The 22,471-nt window shown below is 32.0% G+C and carries 18 protein-coding genes; 7 read left to right on the forward strand and 11 right to left on the reverse strand.

What is annotated here, in order from left to right:
• Positions 1–133 precede the first annotated feature (133 nt).
• Positions 134–1,627 (forward strand): catalase, encoded by a 1,494-nt coding sequence (locus B0A81_RS02215; protein ID WP_089056506.1) that lies wholly within the window; start codon positions 134–136, stop codon positions 1,625–1,627.
• A 725-nt stretch (positions 1,628–2,352) separates the two neighbouring features.
• Here B0A81_RS02215 and purU read toward each other — a convergent pair.
• From purU to B0A81_RS02235, 4 genes are all read right to left on the reverse strand, one after another.
• Complete coding sequence (gene purU, locus B0A81_RS02220; RefSeq protein ID WP_089056507.1) at positions 2,353–3,207, reverse strand: formyltetrahydrofolate deformylase; 855 nt, start codon at positions 3,205–3,207, stop codon at positions 2,353–2,355.
• A 90-nt stretch (positions 3,208–3,297) separates the two neighbouring features.
• The gene (locus B0A81_RS02225) at positions 3,298–4,020 is read right to left on the reverse strand and encodes a DUF4197 domain-containing protein (RefSeq protein WP_089056508.1); all 723 of its coding nucleotides are present in this window, start codon (positions 4,018–4,020) and stop codon (positions 3,298–3,300) included.
• A gap of 221 nt (positions 4,021–4,241) precedes the next feature.
• A complete protein-coding gene (locus tag B0A81_RS02230; protein WP_123922148.1) occupies positions 4,242–5,501 on the reverse strand; it encodes a hypothetical protein in 1,260 nt (419 codons plus the stop codon).
• A 271-nt stretch (positions 5,502–5,772) separates the two neighbouring features.
• Entirely contained in the window at positions 5,773–7,335 is a 1,563-nt protein-coding gene (locus B0A81_RS02235; protein ID WP_089056510.1) for a L,D-transpeptidase family protein, read from the reverse strand.
• 291 nt (positions 7,336–7,626) lie between these two features.
• On the opposite strand from B0A81_RS02235, the gene B0A81_RS02240 reads away from it, so the two are divergent.
• Both B0A81_RS02240 and B0A81_RS02245 read left to right on the forward strand, forming a co-directional pair.
• Positions 7,627–11,067, forward strand: a complete 3,441-nt coding sequence (locus B0A81_RS02240; RefSeq protein ID WP_089056511.1) for a methylmalonyl-CoA mutase family protein — start codon at positions 7,627–7,629, stop codon at positions 11,065–11,067.
• 170 nt (positions 11,068–11,237) lie between these two features.
• Positions 11,238–12,848: a T9SS type A sorting domain-containing protein gene (locus B0A81_RS02245; protein ID WP_089056512.1), complete on the forward strand. Its 1,611-nt coding sequence runs from the start codon at positions 11,238–11,240 to the stop codon at positions 12,846–12,848.
• 60 nt (positions 12,849–12,908) lie between these two features.
• Here B0A81_RS02245 and B0A81_RS02250 read toward each other — a convergent pair whose 3' ends face one another.
• Positions 12,909–13,295 carry a flagellar motor protein MotB gene (locus tag B0A81_RS02250; RefSeq protein WP_089056513.1) on the reverse strand — a complete coding sequence of 129 codons (387 nt, stop codon included), beginning with the start codon at positions 13,293–13,295 and terminating at the stop codon, positions 12,909–12,911.
• Between the two features lie 244 nt (positions 13,296–13,539).
• On the opposite strand from B0A81_RS02250, the gene B0A81_RS02255 reads away from it, so the two are divergent.
• Positions 13,540–14,007: a type ISP restriction/modification enzyme gene (locus tag B0A81_RS02255; protein ID WP_089056514.1), complete on the forward strand. Its 468-nt coding sequence runs from the start codon at positions 13,540–13,542 to the stop codon at positions 14,005–14,007.
• A gap of 52 nt (positions 14,008–14,059) precedes the next feature.
• Here B0A81_RS02255 and B0A81_RS02260 read toward each other — a convergent pair whose 3' ends face one another.
• The 4 genes from B0A81_RS02260 to B0A81_RS02275 all read right to left on the reverse strand — a co-directional run bounded on the left by B0A81_RS02260 (position 14,060) and on the right by B0A81_RS02275 (position 16,885).
• Complete coding sequence (locus B0A81_RS02260; protein WP_089056515.1) at positions 14,060–14,446, reverse strand: secretion protein; 387 nt, start codon at positions 14,444–14,446, stop codon at positions 14,060–14,062.
• A 372-nt stretch (positions 14,447–14,818) separates the two neighbouring features.
• Positions 14,819–15,226, reverse strand: a complete 408-nt coding sequence (locus tag B0A81_RS02265) for a T9SS type A sorting domain-containing protein (RefSeq protein WP_089055179.1) — start codon at positions 15,224–15,226, stop codon at positions 14,819–14,821.
• 501 nt (positions 15,227–15,727) lie between these two features.
• Entirely contained in the window at positions 15,728–16,093 is a 366-nt protein-coding gene (locus B0A81_RS02270; protein WP_089056516.1) for a T9SS type A sorting domain-containing protein, read from the reverse strand.
• A gap of 387 nt (positions 16,094–16,480) precedes the next feature.
• On the reverse strand, positions 16,481–16,885 hold the full coding sequence (locus B0A81_RS02275; RefSeq protein WP_089056517.1) for a T9SS type A sorting domain-containing protein: 405 nt from the start codon (positions 16,883–16,885) through the stop codon (positions 16,481–16,483).
• 449 nt (positions 16,886–17,334) lie between these two features.
• Between B0A81_RS02275 and B0A81_RS02280 the strand changes: the two genes are divergently transcribed.
• The 3 genes from B0A81_RS02280 (at position 17,335) to B0A81_RS02290 (ending at position 20,028) form a co-directional block, all read left to right on the forward strand.
• Positions 17,335–18,207 carry an AraC family transcriptional regulator gene (locus B0A81_RS02280; protein ID WP_089056518.1) on the forward strand — a complete coding sequence of 291 codons (873 nt, stop codon included), beginning with the start codon at positions 17,335–17,337 and terminating at the stop codon, positions 18,205–18,207.
• 330 nt (positions 18,208–18,537) lie between these two features.
• On the forward strand, positions 18,538–19,407 hold the full coding sequence (locus B0A81_RS02285; RefSeq protein WP_089056652.1) for an alpha/beta hydrolase: 870 nt from the start codon (positions 18,538–18,540) through the stop codon (positions 19,405–19,407).
• An 84-nt stretch (positions 19,408–19,491) separates the two neighbouring features.
• Positions 19,492–20,028 (forward strand): hypothetical protein, encoded by a 537-nt coding sequence (locus B0A81_RS02290; protein ID WP_089056519.1) that lies wholly within the window; start codon positions 19,492–19,494, stop codon positions 20,026–20,028.
• 67 nt (positions 20,029–20,095) lie between these two features.
• Here the strand turns inward: B0A81_RS02290 and B0A81_RS02295 are convergent, their stop codons facing one another.
• Together B0A81_RS02295 and B0A81_RS02300 are read right to left on the reverse strand one after the other, a co-directional pair.
• Entirely contained in the window at positions 20,096–21,064 is a 969-nt protein-coding gene (locus tag B0A81_RS02295; protein WP_089056520.1) for a TerC family protein, read from the reverse strand.
• A gap of 225 nt (positions 21,065–21,289) precedes the next feature.
• Positions 21,290–22,306, reverse strand: coding sequence for a glutamine synthetase beta-grasp domain-containing protein (locus B0A81_RS02300; protein WP_089055173.1), 1,017 nt, complete (start codon positions 22,304–22,306; stop codon positions 21,290–21,292).
• Between the last annotated feature and the right edge of the window lie 165 nt (positions 22,307–22,471).

The following is a 22,471-nucleotide window of genomic DNA, read 5'->3' on the forward strand; positions in this document are numbered from 1 at the left end:
TTTAGACATTGATTTTGAGCTTTCTGTAACGTTATATAGTTTTTTATTATTAAAATATAATAACAATCAATTTTGATTATTAATATACTAAGGATAAGTTCGTATATTTGATAAAACATTAAATATCAGCAATATGGAATCAAACAAAAAATTAACAACTGCTACTGGAACTCCCGTTCCAGACAATCAAAACATTCAAACTGCGGGCCCTCGCGGACCAGTTTTGTTACAAGATTTTTGGTTTTTAGAAAAGATGGCGCATTTTGATCGTGAGGTTATTCCAGAACGACGAATGCATGCTAAAGGTTCTGGTGCTTACGGAACTTTTACAGTAACTCACGATATTACTAAATATACCAGAGCCGATTTGTTTTCGGAAATTGGTAAAAAAACAGAGATGTTTGCTCGTTTTTCTACAGTTGCTGGAGAAAGAGGTGCTGCAGATGCAGAAAGAGATATTCGAGGTTTTGCTTTGAAATTTTATACAAACGAAGGAAACTGGGATTTAGTAGGAAACAATACGCCTGTATTCTTTTTCCGTGATCCAATGAAATTTCCTGATTTAAATCATGCTGTAAAACGTGATCCAAAAACCAATTTGAGAAGTGCTGATAACAATTGGGATTTTTGGACTTTACTGCCAGAAGCTTTACATCAGGTTACAATAGTAATGAGTGATAGAGGTATTCCGAGATCGTACAGACAAATGCACGGTTTTGGAAGTCATACTTTTAGTTTTATAAACAAACAAAATGAAAGACATTACGTGAAATTTCATTTTGTAACGCAGCAAGGAATTGATAACCTTTCTGATGAAGAAGCTGCAAAATTAGTAGGAGGAGACAGAGAAAGCCACCAGCGTGATTTGTTTGATGCTATTGAAGAAGGAAACTTTCCGAAATGGAAATTGTTTGTTCAAATTATGACCGAAGAACAAGCTGCTAATTATCGTTTTCATCCTTTTGATTTGACTAAAGTTTGGTTGAAAGGTGATTTTCCATTGATTCCAGTTGGAGAATTTGAATTGAATAAAAATCCAGAAAACTATTTTGCCGAAGTAGAACAAGCCGCATTTAATCCGGCGCATGTTGTTCCTGGAATTAGTTTCTCACCAGATAAAATGCTGCAAGCTCGTTTGTTTTCTTACGGAGATGCACATAGATATCGTTTAGGAGTAAATAATTTTCAAATTCCTGTAAACTCATCAAGATGTCCTTATAATACTTTCCATAGAGACGGAGCAATGCGTGTTGATGGAAATAACGGATCGAAAAAACATTATGAACCAAATAGTTTTGGTGAATTGCAAGAACAGCCAGAATTTAAAGAGCCGCCATTGAAACTTCACGGCGATGCATGGGCATATAATTTTAGAGATGATGATAATGATTATTTCACGCAGCCAGGATTATTATTCAACCTGTTAACTCCAGAAAAGAAACAATTGTTGTTTAAAAATACTGCGGGACAAGTAGGAGGTGCTCAAAAGTTTATTCAGATTCGCCACATCAGAAACTGTTTCAAAGCAGATCCAGCATATGGAGAAGGAGTTGCAAACGCTCTTGGTTTAACAATGGCTGAAGTAGACGCTTTTGATGATCCAAGATTGTCGATTGTGGTTCGTTAAAAAAAGGAGCAAAGGTTCTGAGGTTCAAAGAGGCAAAGGTTCAAAGAGGCAAAGGTTCAAAGGTTTGCTTCATGATTTTAAAAATTAACCCGACAGGTTTTTAATCTGTCGGGTTTGTTTTTTTATGTCTTTTATTTAAACTGGACTGAAGTCCAGCTCTACAATATAATTTTTTTCTTCAGAACTTTAAAAGAGCCTTCGGCTCGATCTATATTGTTGTGTCGGACTTTAATCCGGTTTGTTTGATATGTAAAAATGTAAAAAAATGATAAACCTGGCAGGTTTTTGAAACCTGTCGGGTTTGTTTTTTATTGTCTTTTATTTAAACTGGACTGAAGTCCAGCTCTACAATATAATTTTTTTTCAGAACTTTAAAAGAGCCTTCGGCTCGATCTATATTGTTGTGTCGGACTTTAATCCGGTTTGTTTGATATGTAAAAATGTAAAAAAATGATAAACCCGACAGGTTTTTGAAACCTGTCGGTTTTTTATTATTGTCTTTTATTTAAACTGGACTGAAGTCCAGCTCTACAATATAATTTTTTTCTTCAGAACTTTAAAAGAGCCTTCGGCTTGATTTATATTGTTGTGCCGGACTTTAATCCGGTTTGTTTGATATGTAAAAATGTAAAAAAATGATAAACCCGACAGATTTTAAAACCTGTCGGGTTTGTTTTATTATAAAGAAAAACCTTTGTCCCTTTGAACCTTTGCCTCTTTGAACCTTAAGAAAAAACAACTGTCTTATTACTATAAACCATTGTTTTTCTCTCTGCATGCAGTTTGATGGCTCTTGCAAGAACAATACGTTCCAAATCGCGGCCTTTCATTATAAAATCTTCAACAGAGTGAATATGAGAAACTCTTGCAATATCTTGTTCGATAATTGGTCCTTCATCTAATTCTTCGGTAACATAATGACTTGTTGCACCAATAATTTTTACACCGCGTTTAAAAGCCGAATGATATGGTTTTGCACCCGGAAAGGCAGGCAAAAACGAATGGTGAATATTTATGATTCTATTCTCGTAAAGCGAAATCAAATTTGGTGTGATAATCTGCATATAGCGCGCTAACACAATAAAATTGATTTGATATCTTTTTAAAAGTTCAATTTGTTTGGCTTCGCCTTCTTCTTTATTGTCTTTTGTAAAAGGCACGCAATGAAACGGAATATCGAATCGCTCAGCAATTGATCTTAAATCATTATGATTACTGATAATAAGCGGGATTTCAATGTTTAATTCACCAGCGCTGTAACGTCCTAAAATATCAAATAAACAGTGATCGTATTTAGAAACAAACAATGCCATTTTTGGTTTTTGTTCCTGATTGTACAAATCCCAAGACATATTAAAATCAGTGGCAATCGATTGATCAAAATCAGTTTTAAAATCTTCAATTGTAGTTTTCGGATTGGTCAATTCGCATTCCAATCGCATAAAAAAGACATTTTGTTCTACATCGACATGCTGATCAATGTAAATGATATTTCCTTCAACTTTAGCAATAAAAGTTGTCACTGCAGCGATAATTCCTTTTTGGTCTTTACAATGAATCAGAATGGTTATTTTTTGCATTTCGTTTTTTGGTTTAATCGGTTAATTGTTTAACTGTTTAATCGTTTGTTCGATTGCGCGAATAAACGATTAAACAGTTAAACAAAAAAACTATTTTTTATCCTGCATTGCAAAAACATTTTTCAATAAAGGCGTTGTTCTTGCGCTAATGTTAGTACGAATATCTTTTTCTTCGACAGCGATCATTTTAAAAACACCAGATAAAGCTTGAGTTGTTGTATAGTCAGTTAAATCTGGATTTACTTTTTTTACAAGCGGGATTGTGTTGTATTTATTTATAATGTTTTTCCACACCACATCGGCACCCACTTTTTCGAATGAGCTTTTAATTACGGGATTAAATTTTCCGTATAAAGATTTAGTTGTGTTGCTTTGTAAATAAGTTGTTGCAGCGCTTTCATTTCCCAGTAAAATGTTTTTTGCATCGGTAATCGACATATTTTTCACTGCCGAAACAAAGATTGGAGTTGCTTCTTTCACGGCATCTTCTGCAGCACGATTCAGCATTTTAACACCTTCATCGGCAAGAGAACTTAATCCGACCCTTCTTAAAGTTGCATCGACTTTTTGCAGTTCTTCGGGCATTAGAATTTTTACAGCTTCATTTTTATAAAAACCATCTACGGCGGTTAATTTACTTACTTGTTCTGTAATTCCTTTATTTAAAGCTTCTTTTAGTCCAGATGCAATATCAACGCCGCCAACTCCTGAAACTTTAGTAGATAGTTTTGATATTTTTTGAGATAAGGTTTCTTTTACCTGAGCCTGAGAACTTAGAGAAAATAGGAGAGACAGAATTAAAATCTTTTTCATTATAGGGTTTTTATTTAAGTTTCAAAAATACTACTTATTCAAAAATAAAGCCACAATTTTATTTGAGGAGCTGTAACAATTTGTTTTATAATTAACATTAGAACAGCTTTCAATTTCTTGGAGATAGTAATTTGATGAAAAGAAGAGACGACAATACTGCAAAAAAAAAGATTCAACATTTTAGTTGAATCTTTTTAGTTGGTATATAAAAAAAAATGAACTTATTGTTTTAGTTCAAACTTTCCGTCTTTCTCTGCATAAATTTCAGTTGCAGAAGATTCGTATTTCTTAAAAGATGAATCTGCTGTTTTTTCTACTAAAATAAAAACACCATTATATTTAATAAATTTCAATTCTAATCCTTTATCCGTAGTAATAGTTGTTTTATCGTTTACTACAACAAAATCAGTTTCACCGTTATCTTTATAGATCCAAACTTTTGATTCAGTTGGATCATTTGATGCTAGAATACTTCCTTCTGTACGATTAGCAAATCGATCCGTTTTAAGTTTTCCAGTTTGTGTTTTTCCGTTTTGAGAAACAGTTCCGTTAATATAGATATAGTAAGCCGAGTCAAATGTTGGGTTTTCAACTTTTGCGGTAAAGTTATTTTGGTTTACCGTCATTAAACTTGCAATGTTTGCTTTAGCTTCATCTGGCCACAAACTCATCATACCTGCACCTTGCTTTGCAGTTTCAAGATATTCTAAAGCTTTGTTGAAATTTAAAAGAAACAATTGTGTCAGCGATAAGTTTAAGTAAATTACTTTATTGTAATCTTTTGGCTTTAATTTTTTGTATTCTTTACCCACATAACCCAAGTAGAATTTTTCAAGTTCTGTAAGATAAGATTGGTCTATAGAATTGCTTGCAATCTTGTCTAAAAATTCATTTGTTTTAGTATTAAACTCGATAAGCTCAGGAAATTCATCTGCTTTTTCGAATACGCCGTAGTTTAATGTAAGTTCTTTTTCAGTTGTAAAGATATTATTATCATTAAGATATTTATATCCAATGTTGTTTAGATCACTTGCTAAACTTTGATTTGGTTTTCCGTTTACGTAAGTTCCAGAATACATTTTAGCATTTGTGCCTTTTTCATATATGATTTCATTGTTTTTTCCTAAAACCAAATATTTAAAATCACCGTCTAAAACATAAGTACCATTATCAGCTCTTTTGTAAGTTGATCCTTTGTAACCCATTAAAACACGAACATCTGGGTTTGATACATCTTTTTTAGAGTAATCTTCAATAGTGTTTTTTACTACATTATGCTCATAAGTTTTTGTGGTCTTGTCAGCATAATCTGCGTTCCAAGTATCGTCTCCTTGAACAATGATATTGTATGTTTTAATGTTTTTGAAAAAGTCAGATTTTGGAATCGTTATCTTAACTTTTTTCTTGTTGGTGTCTGCTTTTTGAGCATAAGATGCACTGCTGATTACAGTTAGCAATAAGAATAGGGCAATTTTTTTCATAAGAATATTTTTGTCAAATATATGAATACGACTATTAAATGCACCAGTAAAAAACATGTTTTAATTCAAAAAAAACAATAGCTTAATAAAGCAGATTTTCCAAAGAAAATATAGACTTTTAGTACATTGATAGTTTGTTTTTTAATTCTTTGGAAACTAAAAACAAAGAGTATATTTTGCAATATTATATTACGGCGTGTCCAGTAAATAAAGAAAAATCGGAAGCTCAACTTAATGAATTTCCGATTGATTTTTAATTTTTAAATTAAATTTAGTTTACAGCAACAGATGTTTTTTCAGGAGTTAAATCAGCATCTTTTTCGTAAACATCTTGAAAAAAGCCAACTTCTCCGTTTTCATTTACAAGCGAAGTAAAATAGCAGATATAAATTGGTACTTTTTTAGAAAGTTTGAAACTGTTTTCTGCTTTTCCTGCCATTGCGCTGTCTATTTTTTCTTTTGTCCATTCAGGATAATCTTTCAGCATGGCAACGGCTAATTCTTTAGCTAATTTTACATTAATACATCCATGACTGAAAGTTCTTTTTTCAAAATCGAATAAAGTTTTAGATGGTGTGTCGTGCATATAAATATCGTCTGGATTTGGGAACATGAATTTAACTAAACCTAAAGAGTTTTCAGGTCCCGGTTTTTGTCGTATCTGACCGTTTACCATTTCCATATTATGCTCAGCAAGATAATTTTTATTGGCAGCTATTTTTAATTTTAACTCATTTTCAACTATACTTTGCGGCACAGTCCAGTACGGACTAAAAACAATTCTTTCGATTTGACCGTTAAAAATGGTAGTTTTAGTTAAAGGAGAACCTACAAATACACTTGAGGTTAATTCAATTTTTCCGTTTTTAACGTAAATCAATTCATACGACGGAACATTTACCATAATATATTCGTCATTGTTCACCAGCTCAGCCGAAATAGAACGAACTCTTTCCATATTAAGTACCAAGGTTTTTACTTTATCCGAAATTGGAATATTCATTTCCTTAATATGTTCTTCTGCCAGAATGTAATTTGGTTTAAAACCATTACGAACTTTATATTTCATTACAGCATCCATCAGTTCACGATCGTAAACATCACTTTTAGAATCCTGTTTTAAATCGCCCAATAAATACAAACGTGTTCTAACTTGAGCAATTGTGTTTGAAACCGCATCTGGACGTAAATCTTTATATGGAGTTTCTGTGGTAATAGGTTTCCATTTATTAGATTTTTCTATTTTTTTATACTGTTGTAAAACGCCTTGCAGTTTATAATATTGATTATAAAGATTTCCATTACCTTCCGTTTTTGCTGTTGCATTTTCGATTGTACTGTAGTTTAGAAAATCTTTCAACATGGCATCATAAGACAATTTTTTGTTTGAATCTGAATTGTTTTTTTGAGCATACACAATGTATAAAGAACTTAAAAGCATATCAGCATCGGTTGTAGAGAGATTGGTTTCTGATGAAGAATCAAAAAGCTGGTCTATTTCTTTTTGGTAAGGAATAACCAAATCGTTTGTTTTTTTTGCTTTTTCATATAAAACAGTACCAAATTTATTGATCTCATTCTCGTCGTACCAAATAGTTCCAAGAGATCGATTTTTGTATAAGGACATGACATCAGATTTATACTTTTTTAAATCAGTATATTTCTTGAAAAATTCGTTTGAAACATTGTCTTTTACATCATCATTACCTGAATTATTGTAAAAAGCCAATACGTTAGATTTATGATTCTTAGACTCAACATTTTCGTACTTATTAAAAGATACGATAATAAAACTAAGAGCAATAATTATACTTAGGTGATATGTAGTTTTCATTTTTTTAAATTTTTACGTTACTAATTAGATTTTTAAGTTTGGTAAAAATTTGGGGCTTTTTCTACCTTGCTAAATTACTTTAAGATGTTGTAAATGAGTTGCTTTATTAAATATGGATTTATCAAAATTGCCATGTTTTAGGTTTATATAGTATAGATCAATAAGAGTTTTAAATTGTTACCCTAGTAGTTTTAGAATAGTGAATCTTTTTTTGTTAACATAAAGCTATTACAGTAACCAAATATTAAAATATTTTGTAAATTGCTCCCTTAAAATTATCATATTCATAAAATGGAACAACAAATACCATATATTCCTAAAAATAAAGTAAGAATTGTCACAGCTGCTTCTCTTTTTGACGGTCATGATGCTGCGATCAATATAATGCGTCGTATTATTCAGTCAACTGGAGTCGAAGTAATTCATTTAGGACACGACCGCAGTGTCGAAGAAGTGGTTAATACCGCAATTCAGGAAGATGCTAATGCAATTGCAATGACTTCTTACCAAGGCGGACATAATGAGTATTTTAAATATATGTATGATTTGCTTCGCGAAAAAGGAGCAGGACATATTAAGATTTTCGGCGGCGGCGGTGGTGTAATTCTGCCAAGCGAAATTTCGGAATTACACGAATATGGTATTACCAGAATTTATGCACCAGATGATGGACGTTCGTTAGGACTTCAAGGAATGATTAATGATTTGGTTCAACAAGCTGATTTTCCTATTGGAGATAAGTTAAATAGAGAAATCGATCATATCGAAAATAAAGTTCCAACAGCAATTGCTCGATTAATTTCGGCAGCGGAGAATTTTCCTGAGATTGCAAAACCTGTTTTTGATAAAATTCACGAAAGCAATGCCAATTCTAAAATTCCGGTTTTAGGAATTACAGGAACGGGCGGAGCAGGAAAATCATCTTTGGTAGACGAATTAGTACGTCGTTTTTTAATTGATTTTCCTGAAAAAACAATCGGATTAATTTCTGTCGATCCATCAAAAAGAAAAACTGGAGGAGCACTTTTAGGAGACAGAATCCGAATGAATGCTATAAATAACCCTCGTGTATATATGCGTTCGCTGGCAACTCGTCAATCTAATTTAGCATTGTCGAAATATGTTGCCGAAGCAATTCAGGTTTTGAAAGCAGCAAAATACGATTTGATTATTCTGGAAACTTCAGGAATTGGTCAGTCTGATACTGAGATTATGGATCATTCTGATGTTTCTTTATATGTAATGACTCCAGAATTTGGAGCTGCAACACAATTGGAAAAAATCGATATGCTTGATTTTGCTGATTTAGTAGCTTTAAATAAATTCGATAAACGCGGCGCACTTGATGCTTTACGCGATGTAAAAAAACAATATCAAAGAAACCATAATTTATGGGATAAAAATCCTGACGAAATGCCTGTTTTCGGAACAATTGCTTCGCAGTTTAACGATCCAGGAATGAACACGCTTTATAAAGCGATTATGGATAAAGTAGTCGAAAAAACCGATTCTGATTTGAAATCGACTTTTGAGATTACAAAAGAAATGAGCGAGAAAATCTTTGTAATTCCGCCACACAGAACACGTTATTTATCTGAAATTGCAGAGAATAATAGATCTTATGATGAGATTGCGGTTTCGCAGCAAAAAACAGCGCAGAAATTATACGGAATTTTCAAAACCATAGAATCTGTTTCTGGTAAAGTTCCTCAAATTACTAAAGCAGGAATTGATGACGATAGTGTCATCCTGAGCGCAGTCGAAGGATTAGATGAAAACAGAATCTTTTTAAATCTTTTACTAAATCAGTTTGATAAAGTAAAAATGGATCTAGATCCGTACAATTGGGAAATTATCCTGAATTGGGATGAAAAAGTAGCTAAATACAAAAATCCAGTTTACTCCTTTAAAGTTCGTGATAAAGAAATTAAGATTGCAACACATTCTGAAAGTTTATCACATTTACAGATTCCGAAAATTGCTTTACCTAAATATGAAGGCTGGGGAGATATTTTACGTTGGAATTTACAGGAAAATGTTCCTGGAGAATTTCCGTTTGCTTCGGGATTGTATCCGTTTAAACGAGAAGGCGAAGATCCGTCGAGAATGTTTGCGGGAGAAGGCGGACCAGAAAGAACCAATAAACGTTTTCATTATGTAAGTGCTGGATTGCCTGCAAAAAGACTTTCGACTGCTTTTGACAGTGTTACTTTATACGGAAACGATCCAGATTTACGTCCAGATATTTATGGAAAAATTGGAAATGCGGGAGTTTCAATCTGTTGTTTAGACGATGCTAAAAAGTTGTATTCAGGTTTTGACTTGGTGCATGCTTTAACATCTGTAAGTATGACGATTAATGGGCCAGCGCCAATGTTGTTAGGCTTTTTTATGAATGCGGCAATCGATCAGCAATGTGAATTGTACATTAAAGCCAACGAATTAGAAAAAGAAGTTGAGGTAAAAATCAACAAAATATATGTAGCTAAAGGTATTGAAAGACCAAAATACCAAGGCGACTTACCAGAAGGAAATAATGGTTTAGGATTAATGCTTTTGGGCGTTACAGGAGATCAGGTTTTACCTTTGGAAGTTTATAATGAGATAAAAGTAAAAACACTATCGCAAGTTCGTGGAACAGTTCAGGCGGATATTTTAAAAGAAGATCAGGCGCAGAATACTTGTATTTTTTCAACCGAATTTGCTTTGCGTTTAATGGGAGACGTTCAGGAATATTTTATCACTAAAAATGTTCGTAATTTCTATTCCGTTTCGATTTCAGGATATCATATTGCCGAGGCAGGAGCAAACCCAATTACGCAATTGGCATTTACGCTTTCTAATGGTTTCACTTACGTGGAATATTATTTGAGCCGCGGAATGAATATTAACGATTTTGGACCAAACTTATCGTTTTTCTTCTCTAACGGAGTAGATCCGGAATATTCTGTAATTGGTCGTGTGGCGCGTAAAATTTGGGCAAAAGCTATGAAAAACAAATACGGAGCCAACGAAAGAGCACAAATGTTGAAATATCATATTCAGACTTCTGGACGTTCTTTACACGCGCAGGAAATTGATTTCAATGATATTAGAACAACTTTACAGGCTTTATACGCAATTTATGACAACTGTAATTCGCTTCACACGAATGCTTACGACGAAGCGATTACAACGCCAACAGAAGAATCTGTGCGTCGCGCAATGGCGATTCAGCTGATTATTAATAAAGAATTAGGTTTAGCCAAAAACGAAAACCCAATTCAAGGTTCCTTCATTATCGAAGAATTAACTGATTTGGTTGAAGCAGCAGTTTTACAAGAATTCGACAGAATTACAGAACGCGGCGGAGTTCTTGGTGCAATGGAAACGATGTATCAACGTTCTAAAATTCAGGAAGAAAGTTTGTATTACGAAACGTTGAAACACAACGGAGATTTCCCAATTGTGGGTGTAAACACGTTCTTGAGTTCAAAAGGTTCACCAACGGTAATTCCGGCAGAAGTTATTCGTGCAACCGAAGAAGAAAAACAATATCAAATCACTATGCTGGATAATTTACACCAGTTTCATGAAGCAAAAGTAAACGAGCATTTAAGTAAACTGCAAGAAGCGGCTATTAAAAACGAAAACTTATTCGACCATTTAATGGAAGCTACAAAAGTTTGTTCTTTAGGTCAGATTACTTCGGCATTGTTTGAAGTTGGTGGGCAGTATAGAAGGAATATGTAGATATTCTTTTTTTTAAATAATAAAAACGCATTTGATTTAACTGTCGAATGCGTTTTTTGTTTGTAAAATGATATTTGTAATATAAATCGTTATATATTTACTGTTAAATTTAATCAAAAAGCTTTTTTTTTGATTAACGATATTGATGTAATTTTATTAAAGAGACTTATATGAAAACAAAACTACTTTTATTTTTTTTTATTTTTTTATTTACTGAAGTTAATGCTCAACAAGAAATTTATAATTTTTCTCCTGGTACTCCGATGAGTTCAGTTCACTTTAATAAAAAGTTTTTTTTTGAAGGTTATGAAACTGGTACGGGGAAAGAAATATGGCAAAGTGACGGAACAACTTCTAATACAAGCTTGTTAAAAGATATTAATGTAGGAAGTGGTAATTCGACGGTTGCAAATTTAAAACAGACATCAACTATTTTAAATGATGATCTATATTTTATTGCCAAAGATGTAGATTCTAATGGAGAAATATGGAAAATAAATGGTAAAACAGAAGTTCCTGAAAAAATAACAACTTTTCTCAATGGCAGAGTGACAAGATTGACTACTGTAGGAAATACAATTTTTTTTATCATTAGAAACGTAGATAATACCATAGAACTTTGGAAAACAGATGGAACAGCAGTTGGTACTGTAATGATAAAGAATGATTTCTCTATTTGGAACAGAGTTTCATTTCAAGGAAAGTGTAATAATACTTTTATATTTACATTTCAGCCGCAAGGGAGTAATAATTCAAGAGTTTGGAGAAGTGATGGAACTTCTGGTGGAACATTTCCAATAACAGAAGAAATTGATGGAAACGGTTCCGGAAAATCTACTGAAGGTGGATCGACCAACGGAGGAACTTCTATTTTGAGTCAATATATAGAATATAAAAATAAATTATATTTTGTTAGTAGATTTTTTTTGTTTGAAACTGATGGAACTCTTGCAAATACTAAAAGTGTTGGAAATACTAAAAATAAAGATTCTAAACTGGTTGATTTTAGCGATATTATTGAAGTAAATGGTAGCTTCTATTTAATGTTTTTTACTTCAAGTATTAATAACTTGACGCTATTGAAATTTAATTCAGAAAGCCATGATATTTTTCCTATTTATGATAAGACAAGTATGCAATACTTTTTTCCTTCTAATTTTGTGAAAACAGAGAATTCTTTGCTTTTTAGTTCATTCAATTCAACAGGAGGAACATCCTTGGTTTCGATGGATTTATCTACAAATGTTGTGTCTAATGTTAAAGAATTATCATTGGCGAATGATTTAGAAAGACCCGTGATATTCCGTGACATTAATAGAGGGGGTATTTTGAAAATTAATAAGGATGAATATTTTATTATGAATTCAAGAGAGAAAAATACTGAAAGGAAAGGATGGATCTTAAATAATACTCTACAAACTACGGAAAATATTAGTTCATTAGACAATATTCTTGAACCTTTTGCTTACAATGATTATTTATATTATTCTAAAGATAATAAACTGTATAAGTTTGCAAAAAATTTAAGCACAGTTTCCGTAGATCAAAGAAAATCCTTAAATCTGTACCCAAACCCTTCAAAAAACTTTGTGAATTTCTATACTGAAGATTACAGCGAAATTGAAGATATTCAAATTTTTGATTTAAATGGCCGATTAGTAAGTGGTAGATCTGATTTGAATGGTGATAAAATTGATATATCCAATTTGCATCAAGGAACCTATATTTTGAAAGCTAAAATTAATGGAACCGAGATTACTAAAAAGATTATAAAAAAGTAAATAGAAAAAAAAGCATCCACTATAAATGGGTGCTTTTGTATTTTATAAACTATTACTGTTTTAAACCTTTTTTCTTGTAATAACTTTTGGCTTACTATTTAGTTTTTCGATAACAGCATCGGCTTTTTCATTTTGACAAATAAATCGCAAAGATTCTGCATAACGATAATAGTAAACGGGCTCCAGGTCAGATGTTATGGCAAAAAGTTCACCGTACCACGCAGCAGCTTTATCTAGTTTGTAGTTAGAATAAGATGAATTTCCTAGTTTTTGAAATAAGTCGACAGATTTGTAGCCTTTTGCCGCAATTCGTTCGTATGTTTTTATCACATCAACATAAGCATATTTGTCGCTTATTTTATCTGTTATGAAAGGTTTTTCATTTTGAGCAGAAACACGAAGTGAAAAAACAGTCAATAGCACAAGAACAGCTAGTTTTTCTTTCATGAATATTGGTTTAAATGAATGGTTTGGTTACTAATTTTTTATTTTTGCAAATATATCTAAATCAAGTATATAACGTGTATTTTGTCGATGTTTTTTTTAGTTTTATCGGTTTTATTTTGTTGTCGAAAACGAATTAACGTATTAAATAGAAAATTTCTTATAATGAAAAACGATTTATCAGAATAAATATTTCATTTATACAAAAGATAAATTATAATTTTAGAGATATAAAGTTAAGAATATTATGACAGTTCAACAATATTTTGACAAAATAATTAATTTTAGTGTCGAACAAAGCAGCGAAAAAGACCTTCGCAACGCTGATTTGGAAAGGCTTATTTTAAAAATTTCATTAGACGGAAATGAAACTTATTTTACGCTTGACACCCTTTTTGAGAAAACCTCGAATGAAGCTATTATATTAAATCCTGAAATAGTAAAACGAATTGCAAATCGATATGGTTTATTTTTTCTCGATAAAAAAGAAACGGGAAATGTGTGTTTTGCAAACAGCGAAGAATTGCGATTTGAGTTTAAGCAAAGTTTTACTGCAATAGATTTATTAGATTTATGTTATGCCGTTTTGCATTCGTCAATTTATGAGGACGATTTAAAAAATGAAACTCAAAAAATTCCAATTCCTATAGATTCTAATGTGTTTTGGAAATTGGTTCAAATTGGGAATACTTTGCGAAACCAAGAAAGTGAATAAATAAAAAAAGCATCAGCCGCGGCTGATGCTTTCTAATTTTTAGGGCAAAAAATTAGCGGCGAAAAGATGGACTTTCATTTACTGATTCGTCTAACTTTACGGTTTTTACTTTTTTAGAAGCAATTTTAATTTCATGTTTTGCAACCTTATCATTTGCTTTAACTTCAAGAACATAAGTTCCGGCTGGAAAACCTTCAAGACTTATTGTTTTTGAAACCTCTAATTTGTTTGCTGCAGATTCTCCAGCATAAAGTAAATTGTGATTTTCGTCGTAGATAGAAAATGATGATTTTTGAACAGTGTCTAAAGTAAAACTTACTACTTTTCCGTCTCCGGTTTTAATGTTCAAAATATAATCTCCTTTTCCATCAATGGCATAAGAAAATACAGTTGCTAAAAAAAAGGCCGCAACTAACCCTGTTTTGGTAAATCTTGTCATGTTTTTTTTAATGTTTATTACTAATGTGGAACGCGCAAAACTACAAATACAAATTTAATTTTATGCAAAAAAAGCTCTTTTTTGATGGTGTAAAATGCTGATTTAAAACTATTTCTGTATTTTGTTTACACTATATACGTAATTACTGGTGTTTTGGATGTTTTTTTACGTCATTTTTTTAATGACATAAAAACCAGTGTTATACATTTATTAAGAATAGTTTTTCAAAAAAAAATAAAGAATGAGTTTTGCTTGAGTTTAAAGCAAAAAAAAACAGCTCAATAACCACAAAGAGCTGTTTTTAAAACTTACGTTTTTTAACTTTACTAACTATCTAACCTTGATTTATACTTTATGAGAAGTATAACTTTTTTAGCGTACTGCTACGCTTGTATTTTTTGCAGAAAAACCTGCTTTGTAAACTGATGAAACTGCTTTTTTTGATAATACAGTTGCATCATCTGTAATTGTAATTTGATGAGTTACTTTTTTTACATTATCCTCAACTTCTAAGAAGTAAGTTCCTTCTGGAAATTCTTCAAGATTAAAAGTTCTTAAAATTCCGTCTTTACCTGAAGCATTTTCAGAATAAATTAGAGATCCGTCTTTGTCGTAAATTGCCAGATTTGCTTTTTGCACTTTATTAAGAGCAAATGTTATAAGCTTTCCGTTAGCTTTTATTACATGAAGATTAAAGTCTTCATTTCCATCGATTGCATACGTACTCATTCCTGTAAAAAGTACTGCACATACTAAACTCAATTTTAAAATCTTTTTCATAATACTTAGTTTTAAATTATTAGTTTAATTCTCTGATGTAAAATTACTACAGGAGTACGCTTATTTTAACAACTCTATTTTCCAATTTCGATGCTGTATTCTCATTTACGAAACCGTTATAGGTTGAAATATGAGTATTGTTTACTGTTTTTGTTAATTTGGTTATTATTTTTCAATGTTTTTCTTGATTTTGAATTTACATTGAATTAAGATTTTATTTACATGTATTATGTGAGTTTAGCCGAAAAGCACGCAATGATTTTTAAAATGCTGAATTTATAAAACCGCAAAGTTCGCAAAGCTTTGTCTAAAACTCTTTGCGAACTTTGCGGTTGATTCTTAGTGGTTAAAATCTTATTTCAATAAAGCACAAAAAAAACAGCTCAATAACCACAAAGAGCTGTTTTAAAACAATCACGTTTTTTAACTTTACTAACTATCTAACCTTATACTTTAAACAAAGTATAAATTTTACAGCGCATTTCGGCGCTTATTTTTTGTTTAATAAGCAGTCAAAAGAGCTTTTGAAGATAAAAGCGAACTTTCGTTTGTTATTGTAATTTCATGTCTTGCTTTTTTAACGCTGTCTTCAATTTCTAAGAAATAAGTTCCAGCAGGAAATTCTTCTAAGCTAAAAGTTCTTAAAATTCCTTCTTTACCAGAAGCATTTTCAGAATAAATTAAACTTCCGTTTTTGTCGTATATACTAAGGCTTGCTTTTTGAGTTTGATTTAAAGCAAAAGTGATTACTTTTCCATTAGCTTTTAATACGTGCAAATTGAAAGCGTTACCTCCGTCAATTGCATACGAACTTATTCCTGATAAAAGTATTGCACATACTAAACTCAATTTTAAAATCTTTTTCATACTATTTAGTTTTAATTATTTATCTCAAATTTCTGAATGTAAAATTAGGCTCTCGGTTGCTATTTTCTATCCACTCTGTTTTCCAATATATATGCTATATTCTCATTTACGAAACCGTTATAGGTTAAATTTTGCGCTATTTGTTATGTTTTGGTTAATTCGCTTGTTATTCTTTAATGTTTTGTTTAAAAACATGATAGTGTTGATTTACTGGAGTTTGTTATAAAAATCATCATGATAAAAGCATCGCGTACTTTGCGGTTAAAATTAAATTAGGCACAAAAAAAACAGCTCAGTAACCACAAAGAGCTGTTTTTAAAACTTACGTTTTTTAACTTTACTAACTATCTAACCTCATTTTTATACTGTATGAGAGTATAAACTTTTTTAGCGTATTGCTACGCTTGTATTTTTTGCAGAAGAATCTGATTTGTAAACTGCCGAAATTGCTTTTGAAGATAATGTTGTTAAATCATCGTTTACGATAATTTCATATCTTACTTTTTTAGAATTGTCTTCAACTTCTAAAAAGTAAGTTCCGTTTGGAAAATCTTGTAAATCAAAAGTTCTTAAAATTCCATCTTTACCAGCAGCGTTTTCAGAGTAGAACAAATTTCCTTCTTTATCGTATATCGCTAATTTTGCTTTTTGTACTTGGTTAAGACCAAAAGTGATCATTTTTCCGTTTTTCAATACATGAAGATTAAAGTCCTCATTTCCATCAATTGCATAAGTACTGATTCCTGATAAAAGTACCGCACACACTAAACTTAATTTTAAAATCGCTTTCATAGTATTTCGTTTTAAATTGTTATCTCTAATTTTCTGATGTAAAATTACTTCAGTGATGCTTATTTTTTATTTACTCTATTTTCCAATTTATATGCTATATTCTCATTTACGAAACCGTTATAGGTTAAAATTTGAATTATTGTAGGTGTTTTTGTTAATTCAGTTGTTATTTTTTAAAGATTTAAGATTGTTAATATTTTTTACAAACTCCTGTATTCTTACAAAAAATACTAGATGACCATAAAAACGTTTGATTAAATACGATTTTAGAAAAAAAACATTCAGAAAAATATCAGTTATGAAAAAAACGGTGATTTTCTCTTATTTTCAAGCTTTCGTTTTTGAGTGTTTTTGTGCAAAATCCTCAGTTACGAAACCGTTATAGGTTAAAATTTAAATTATTTTAGGTGATTTTGTTAAATTTGCTATTATTTTTTAAAGATTTTATCATGAAGACAATTGCCCCAGCTCTTGAAGTGATAACTAGCTCATACGGAAGTTCTTTTACCTATACTAAACACGCCGAAAAGACCAATAGCAAAGCTCATTTATGGCATTATCATCCAGAAATTGAGTTGGTTTATATAAACGGCGGAGCAGGAAAAAGACAAATAGGAAGCCACGTTTCTTATTACACAAATGGCAGTTTGATTCTGATAGGCTCTAATTTACCGCATTGCGGTTTTACAAATGAAAATACGGGAAATACAAACGAAACAGTCATTCATATTAAACCTGAATTTTTAGGAAATGACTTTTTTGTAGTTCCAGAGATGAAGAAAATCCAAAATATTTTAAGTCAGTCTAAAGGCGGAATTGCTTTTGGCGGTGAGACTAAAAAACAAATTGGAAAGAAAATAGAAATGATGGAACATCAGCTTCCGTTTGAACGTTTGCTGACACTTTTGAGTGTTTTGGATGAACTTGAATCTTCTGAAGAATACACCATTTTAAACGCAGATGGTTTTTCGTTAGAACTGCAAACGCAAGATAGTGATCGTATGAATGTAATTTTTAATTATGTAAAAGATCATTTTCAAGAATCGATTGCTATTGACGAAGTTTCGAATTTGGTGAGTATGACTACACCTTCATTTTGTCGTTATTTTAAAAAGATTTCGAATAAAACTTTTACGGAGTTTGTGAATGAATATCGTTTGGTTCATGCTTCAAAATTATTGGCCGAAAAAGCAATCAGTATAAACGAAGTCTGCTACGAAAGCGGCTTTAATAATTTCAGTCACTTTAGTAAATCGTTTAAACAATACACAGGTAAAAGTGCTTCGCAATATCGTCACGAGCATAAAATTATAATTAGTTAGTTTTTTGCTGCAACGACCCGAGCGATAGCGAATAGGCGAAGCAATTACACGAATTTTTACGAATTAGTTTGTAGAGAATGCTTAACACTTTTTGCCACTGATTAAAGAATTATAGAGATTTTTAGAATCTTTATATAAGTCACGCAAAAAATAAATTCGCGAAAATTTGTGTAATTAGTAGCAGACCAGCTTTAAGAGAAAATAATCTATTAAATCTGTGCAATCTGTGGCAAAAGAAAATAAATCCGATTAGTGAAAACTGGTCGGATTTTTCATATAATTATTTTGAAAAAAGGTATATTTACATTCCTTAATCGAAAAATGATAAAAATGAAAAACTTTAAAATTTGGGTCTTTGCCGTTTTTTTATGTGTTTCGTCAATGTCGTACGCGGCAAAAGTAGACACACTGCAAATTGCCAGCACAGCAATGAGTAAAACGTACAAAGCAGCTGTAGTTTTGCCCAATTCGTATGCTAAAAGTAAATCGGCTTTTCCGGTAATGTATTTGCTGCATGGCGCTTACGGACATTTTGGTGATTGGTTAAAAAATACTCCAAATAAAAAATTAGTTCAAAATTTATCAGATCAATACAATATAATTATTGTAATGCCAGAGGGCGAAACGTTTAGTTTTTATTTAGACAGTCCTGTAAATCCAGGAAGTCAGTTTGAAACGTTTATTACGCAGGAAGTAATTCAGAAAGTGGATAAAACCTATAAAACGATCAACAATAGAAGCGGTAGAGTAATAACAGGACTTTCAATGGGCGGACATGGAGCTTTGTATTTGTCTGCCAAACATCCTGATTTGTTTTGTGCAGCGGGAAGCATGAGCGGGGCAGTAGATATGGGTACAATGCTTAATCGAGAATCTTCGGCACAAGTGGTAAAATTGATGCAGCCCGTTTTTGGAGATAAAAGCGATAATTCGGCATTGTATGCACAGCATGCTGTTATGGGAATGCTGGATAAAATAAAAGACAATAAACTGCCGTTAATAATTGATTGCGGTGTTGATGATTTTTTAATTGAACCGAATAGAGAATTGCATCGCAGAATGGTTTACGATAAAATAGAACACGATTATACAGAGCGCCCGGGAGCACATACTTGGGAATATTGGGAAAATTCGCTGCCGTATCATGTATTATTTTTTAATAAAATACTGCTTAAAAATCAGGTTGTTGCAAAAAAATAAATGAAAATCTCGTTTCAAAGCCAACTAAAAACTTTTTTTGGTTTGGTTTTTGGAATACCTTTATAAATCTAAAAAATAAAAATTATGAAAAAGATACTTACCCTTTTTGCGGTTGTTGGATTAATCGCTTTTACAAGTTGTGAAGGACCAGAAGGGCCTCCGGGACCTCCGGGAGATGCAATAGTTGCTGATGTTTTTGAAATTGAAAATGTTAATTTTAGTGCGACTGCTAATTCGGAGAATTATTTTAATTTTAGGAAACAAATTTACTTAGGTGATGTTGTTTTGGTATACCGATACGGTGGACCCGATCCTAAAACTGGTCGTGATATTTGGGTTCCTCTTCCTGAATCGCATTATTACAATGATGGAGGTCTTTATTTTGCTTACAAGTTTGATTTTACTCAGGATAATGTTAGGTTGTATACTGAAGGTTTTGGATTGAATACTAATCCTATTCCGCCAGATTTAGTTGTTAAGCAAATATTTCGTATTGTAGTTGTTCCTGGGTTAGATCCTATTATTACTGCTAAATCTGTAAACAAATTTGATTCCTCAAATTATTACAACGTCATTGAGAAGTACAACATTGATGATAGTAATATTAAGAAGTTAAACTAGTTAATTATAAAAAAAAGGAAATCGTAAGATTTCCTTTTTTTTTTATATCTATATGTTTCGAAAAGTATTATTCTTCGCTGTTATCAGTAAGTTCTTTTTCTTTACCAAATTTAAGTGAAACCATAATTCCAACTAAAAGCGAAAGTGCAATAAATCCTAAAGAAGCCCATTCTGGTACGTGGATAAAATCGTGCAGTAACATTTTTAATCCTACAAAGGCTAAAATAGCAACTAAGCTGTATTCTAAATAACTGAATTTCGCCAGCATATTGGCTAAGAAAAAGTACATAGAACGCAGTCCAAGAATAGCAAAAATATTAGAACTAAATACTAAAAACGGATCAGATGTAATGGCTAGAATTGCAGGAACACTATCAACAGCAAATAAAACATCCATTACTTCAATTACAATCAAAGCAACAAATAATGGTGTTGCGGCTCTTTTGGCTGTTTTTGTCGAAATGAAAAACTTTTCGCCTTCCATATGAGAGGTAATCGGAATGATTTTTCCTAATGCTTTGTAAACGAAAGAATCTTTAGGTTGAAAATCTTCGTCTTCGCCTGAAAACAACATTTTTATTGCTGTAAATAATAAGAAGGCTCCAAATAAATAAGTCGTCCAAGTAAATTTATTGATCAACATTACTCCGAAGAAAATCATTAGACCACGGAAAACAATTGCGCCCAAAATTCCCCAGAATAATACGCGGTGCTGGTATTTTTGCGGAATTTTGAATGAAGCAAAAATAATAGCAATTACAAAAATGTTATCTACACTTAAGGATAACTCAATTAAGTAACCGGTAATGAATTTCATTGCGGCTACGGTTGGTTTTAAATTATCAGGGTTTTCGATATAGTCTGTAGTGTACAGCCAATAAATAACTCCTGAAAAAAGAAAGGATAAAGTAACCCAAATTAAGGTCCATTTGCTGGCTTCTTTGGTGCTGATGATATGGGGTGTTTTATTGAATACACCTAAATCTAAAGCAAGAATAAAAATTACGGCTAACAAAAAGAAAGTCCAGACTATCATGATGAATTTTTTAAATGATTTACAAAGATAAGTTTTGAAGTTTAACTTGAAAATTAATTATTGAAAAGTTACTTTCAAATTTATGGTTTTGTCATATTGAGCGAAGTCGAAATACTGTACGGGTTCTCGACTCCGCTCGAACTGACAATATTGCGTAAACGGATTAATAAAAAAAAGTGCCAACAATTACGAAGGCACTTTTTAGAATATAATGTAAGCTTTGAATTATAGCGCTGAGTTAACAGTTTTGATAATTCTAGCAGCAATTTTGTATGGATCTCCGTTTGAAGCTGGTCTTCTGTCTTCCAACCATCCTTTCCATCCTTTTTGAACAGTCATTAAAGGAATTCTGATAGAACATCCTCTGTCTGAAACTCCATAAGAGAAATCGTGAATAGAAGCAGTTTCGTGTTTACCAGTTAAACGTTGGTCATTGTAAGCTCCGTAAACTGCGATATGCTCAGCAGTAACAGGACGGAAAGCCTCACAAATTCTTTCGTAAGTAGCTTGGTCTCCACATGATCTTAATACTTCATTAGAGAAGTTAGCATGCATACCTGAACCATTCCAGTCTGTATCTCCAAGTGGTTTTGGGTGGTATTCAATATAGTAACCATATTTTTCAGTCAAACGATCTAATAAGTAACGAGCAACCCAAATTTCGTCTCCAGCTTTTTTAGCACCTTTAGCGAATAATTGGAATTCCCATTGTCCGCAGGCAACCTCTTGGTTAATACCTTCAAAGTTAATTCCGGCAGCGATACATAAATCAGCATGTTCTTCTACTAATTTTCTTCCGTGAGTGTTTTTTCCACCTACAGAGCAGTAGTACATACCTTGTGGAGCAGGATAACCTCCAACAGGGAAACCTAATGGCAATAAAGTTTTAGTATCCATGATGAAATACTCTTGTTCGAAACCAAACCAGAAATCATCATTATCATCATCAATCGTAGCTCTTCCGTTAGAAGGATGTGGAGTTCCGTCAGCAAACATAACTTCACACATTACCAAATATCCGTTAATACGAGTTGGATCAGGGTAAATTGCAACAGGAACTAATAAACAGTCAGAAGATCCACCTTCAGCTTGTCTTGTTGACGAACCATCAAATGACCAATTTCCAAGTTCTTCTAATGTTCCTTTGAAATTTTCATGCTCTTCAACTTTAGTTTTACTTCTAAGATTTTGAGTTGGCTCGTATCCATCTAACCAAATGTACTCTAACTTAATTTTAGCCATAATAATATAATTTTGTTTTTTTGTTTTTTCGCTGGGTCAAATATAGATTTATTTTTTTAGTCCTAAAAATTAGGGGGCTATTTTGTTTATCGGACTATAATTTTTTTGAGAAGCGCAATTTTGAGAGGGGTATATTTTTAAAAAAGCAATTTTTAACACCTTAAA

The sequence above is a fragment of the Flavobacterium plurextorum genome (genome assembly GCF_002217395.1).
In the GTDB taxonomy this organism is placed as follows: domain Bacteria; phylum Bacteroidota; class Bacteroidia; order Flavobacteriales; family Flavobacteriaceae; genus Flavobacterium; species Flavobacterium plurextorum.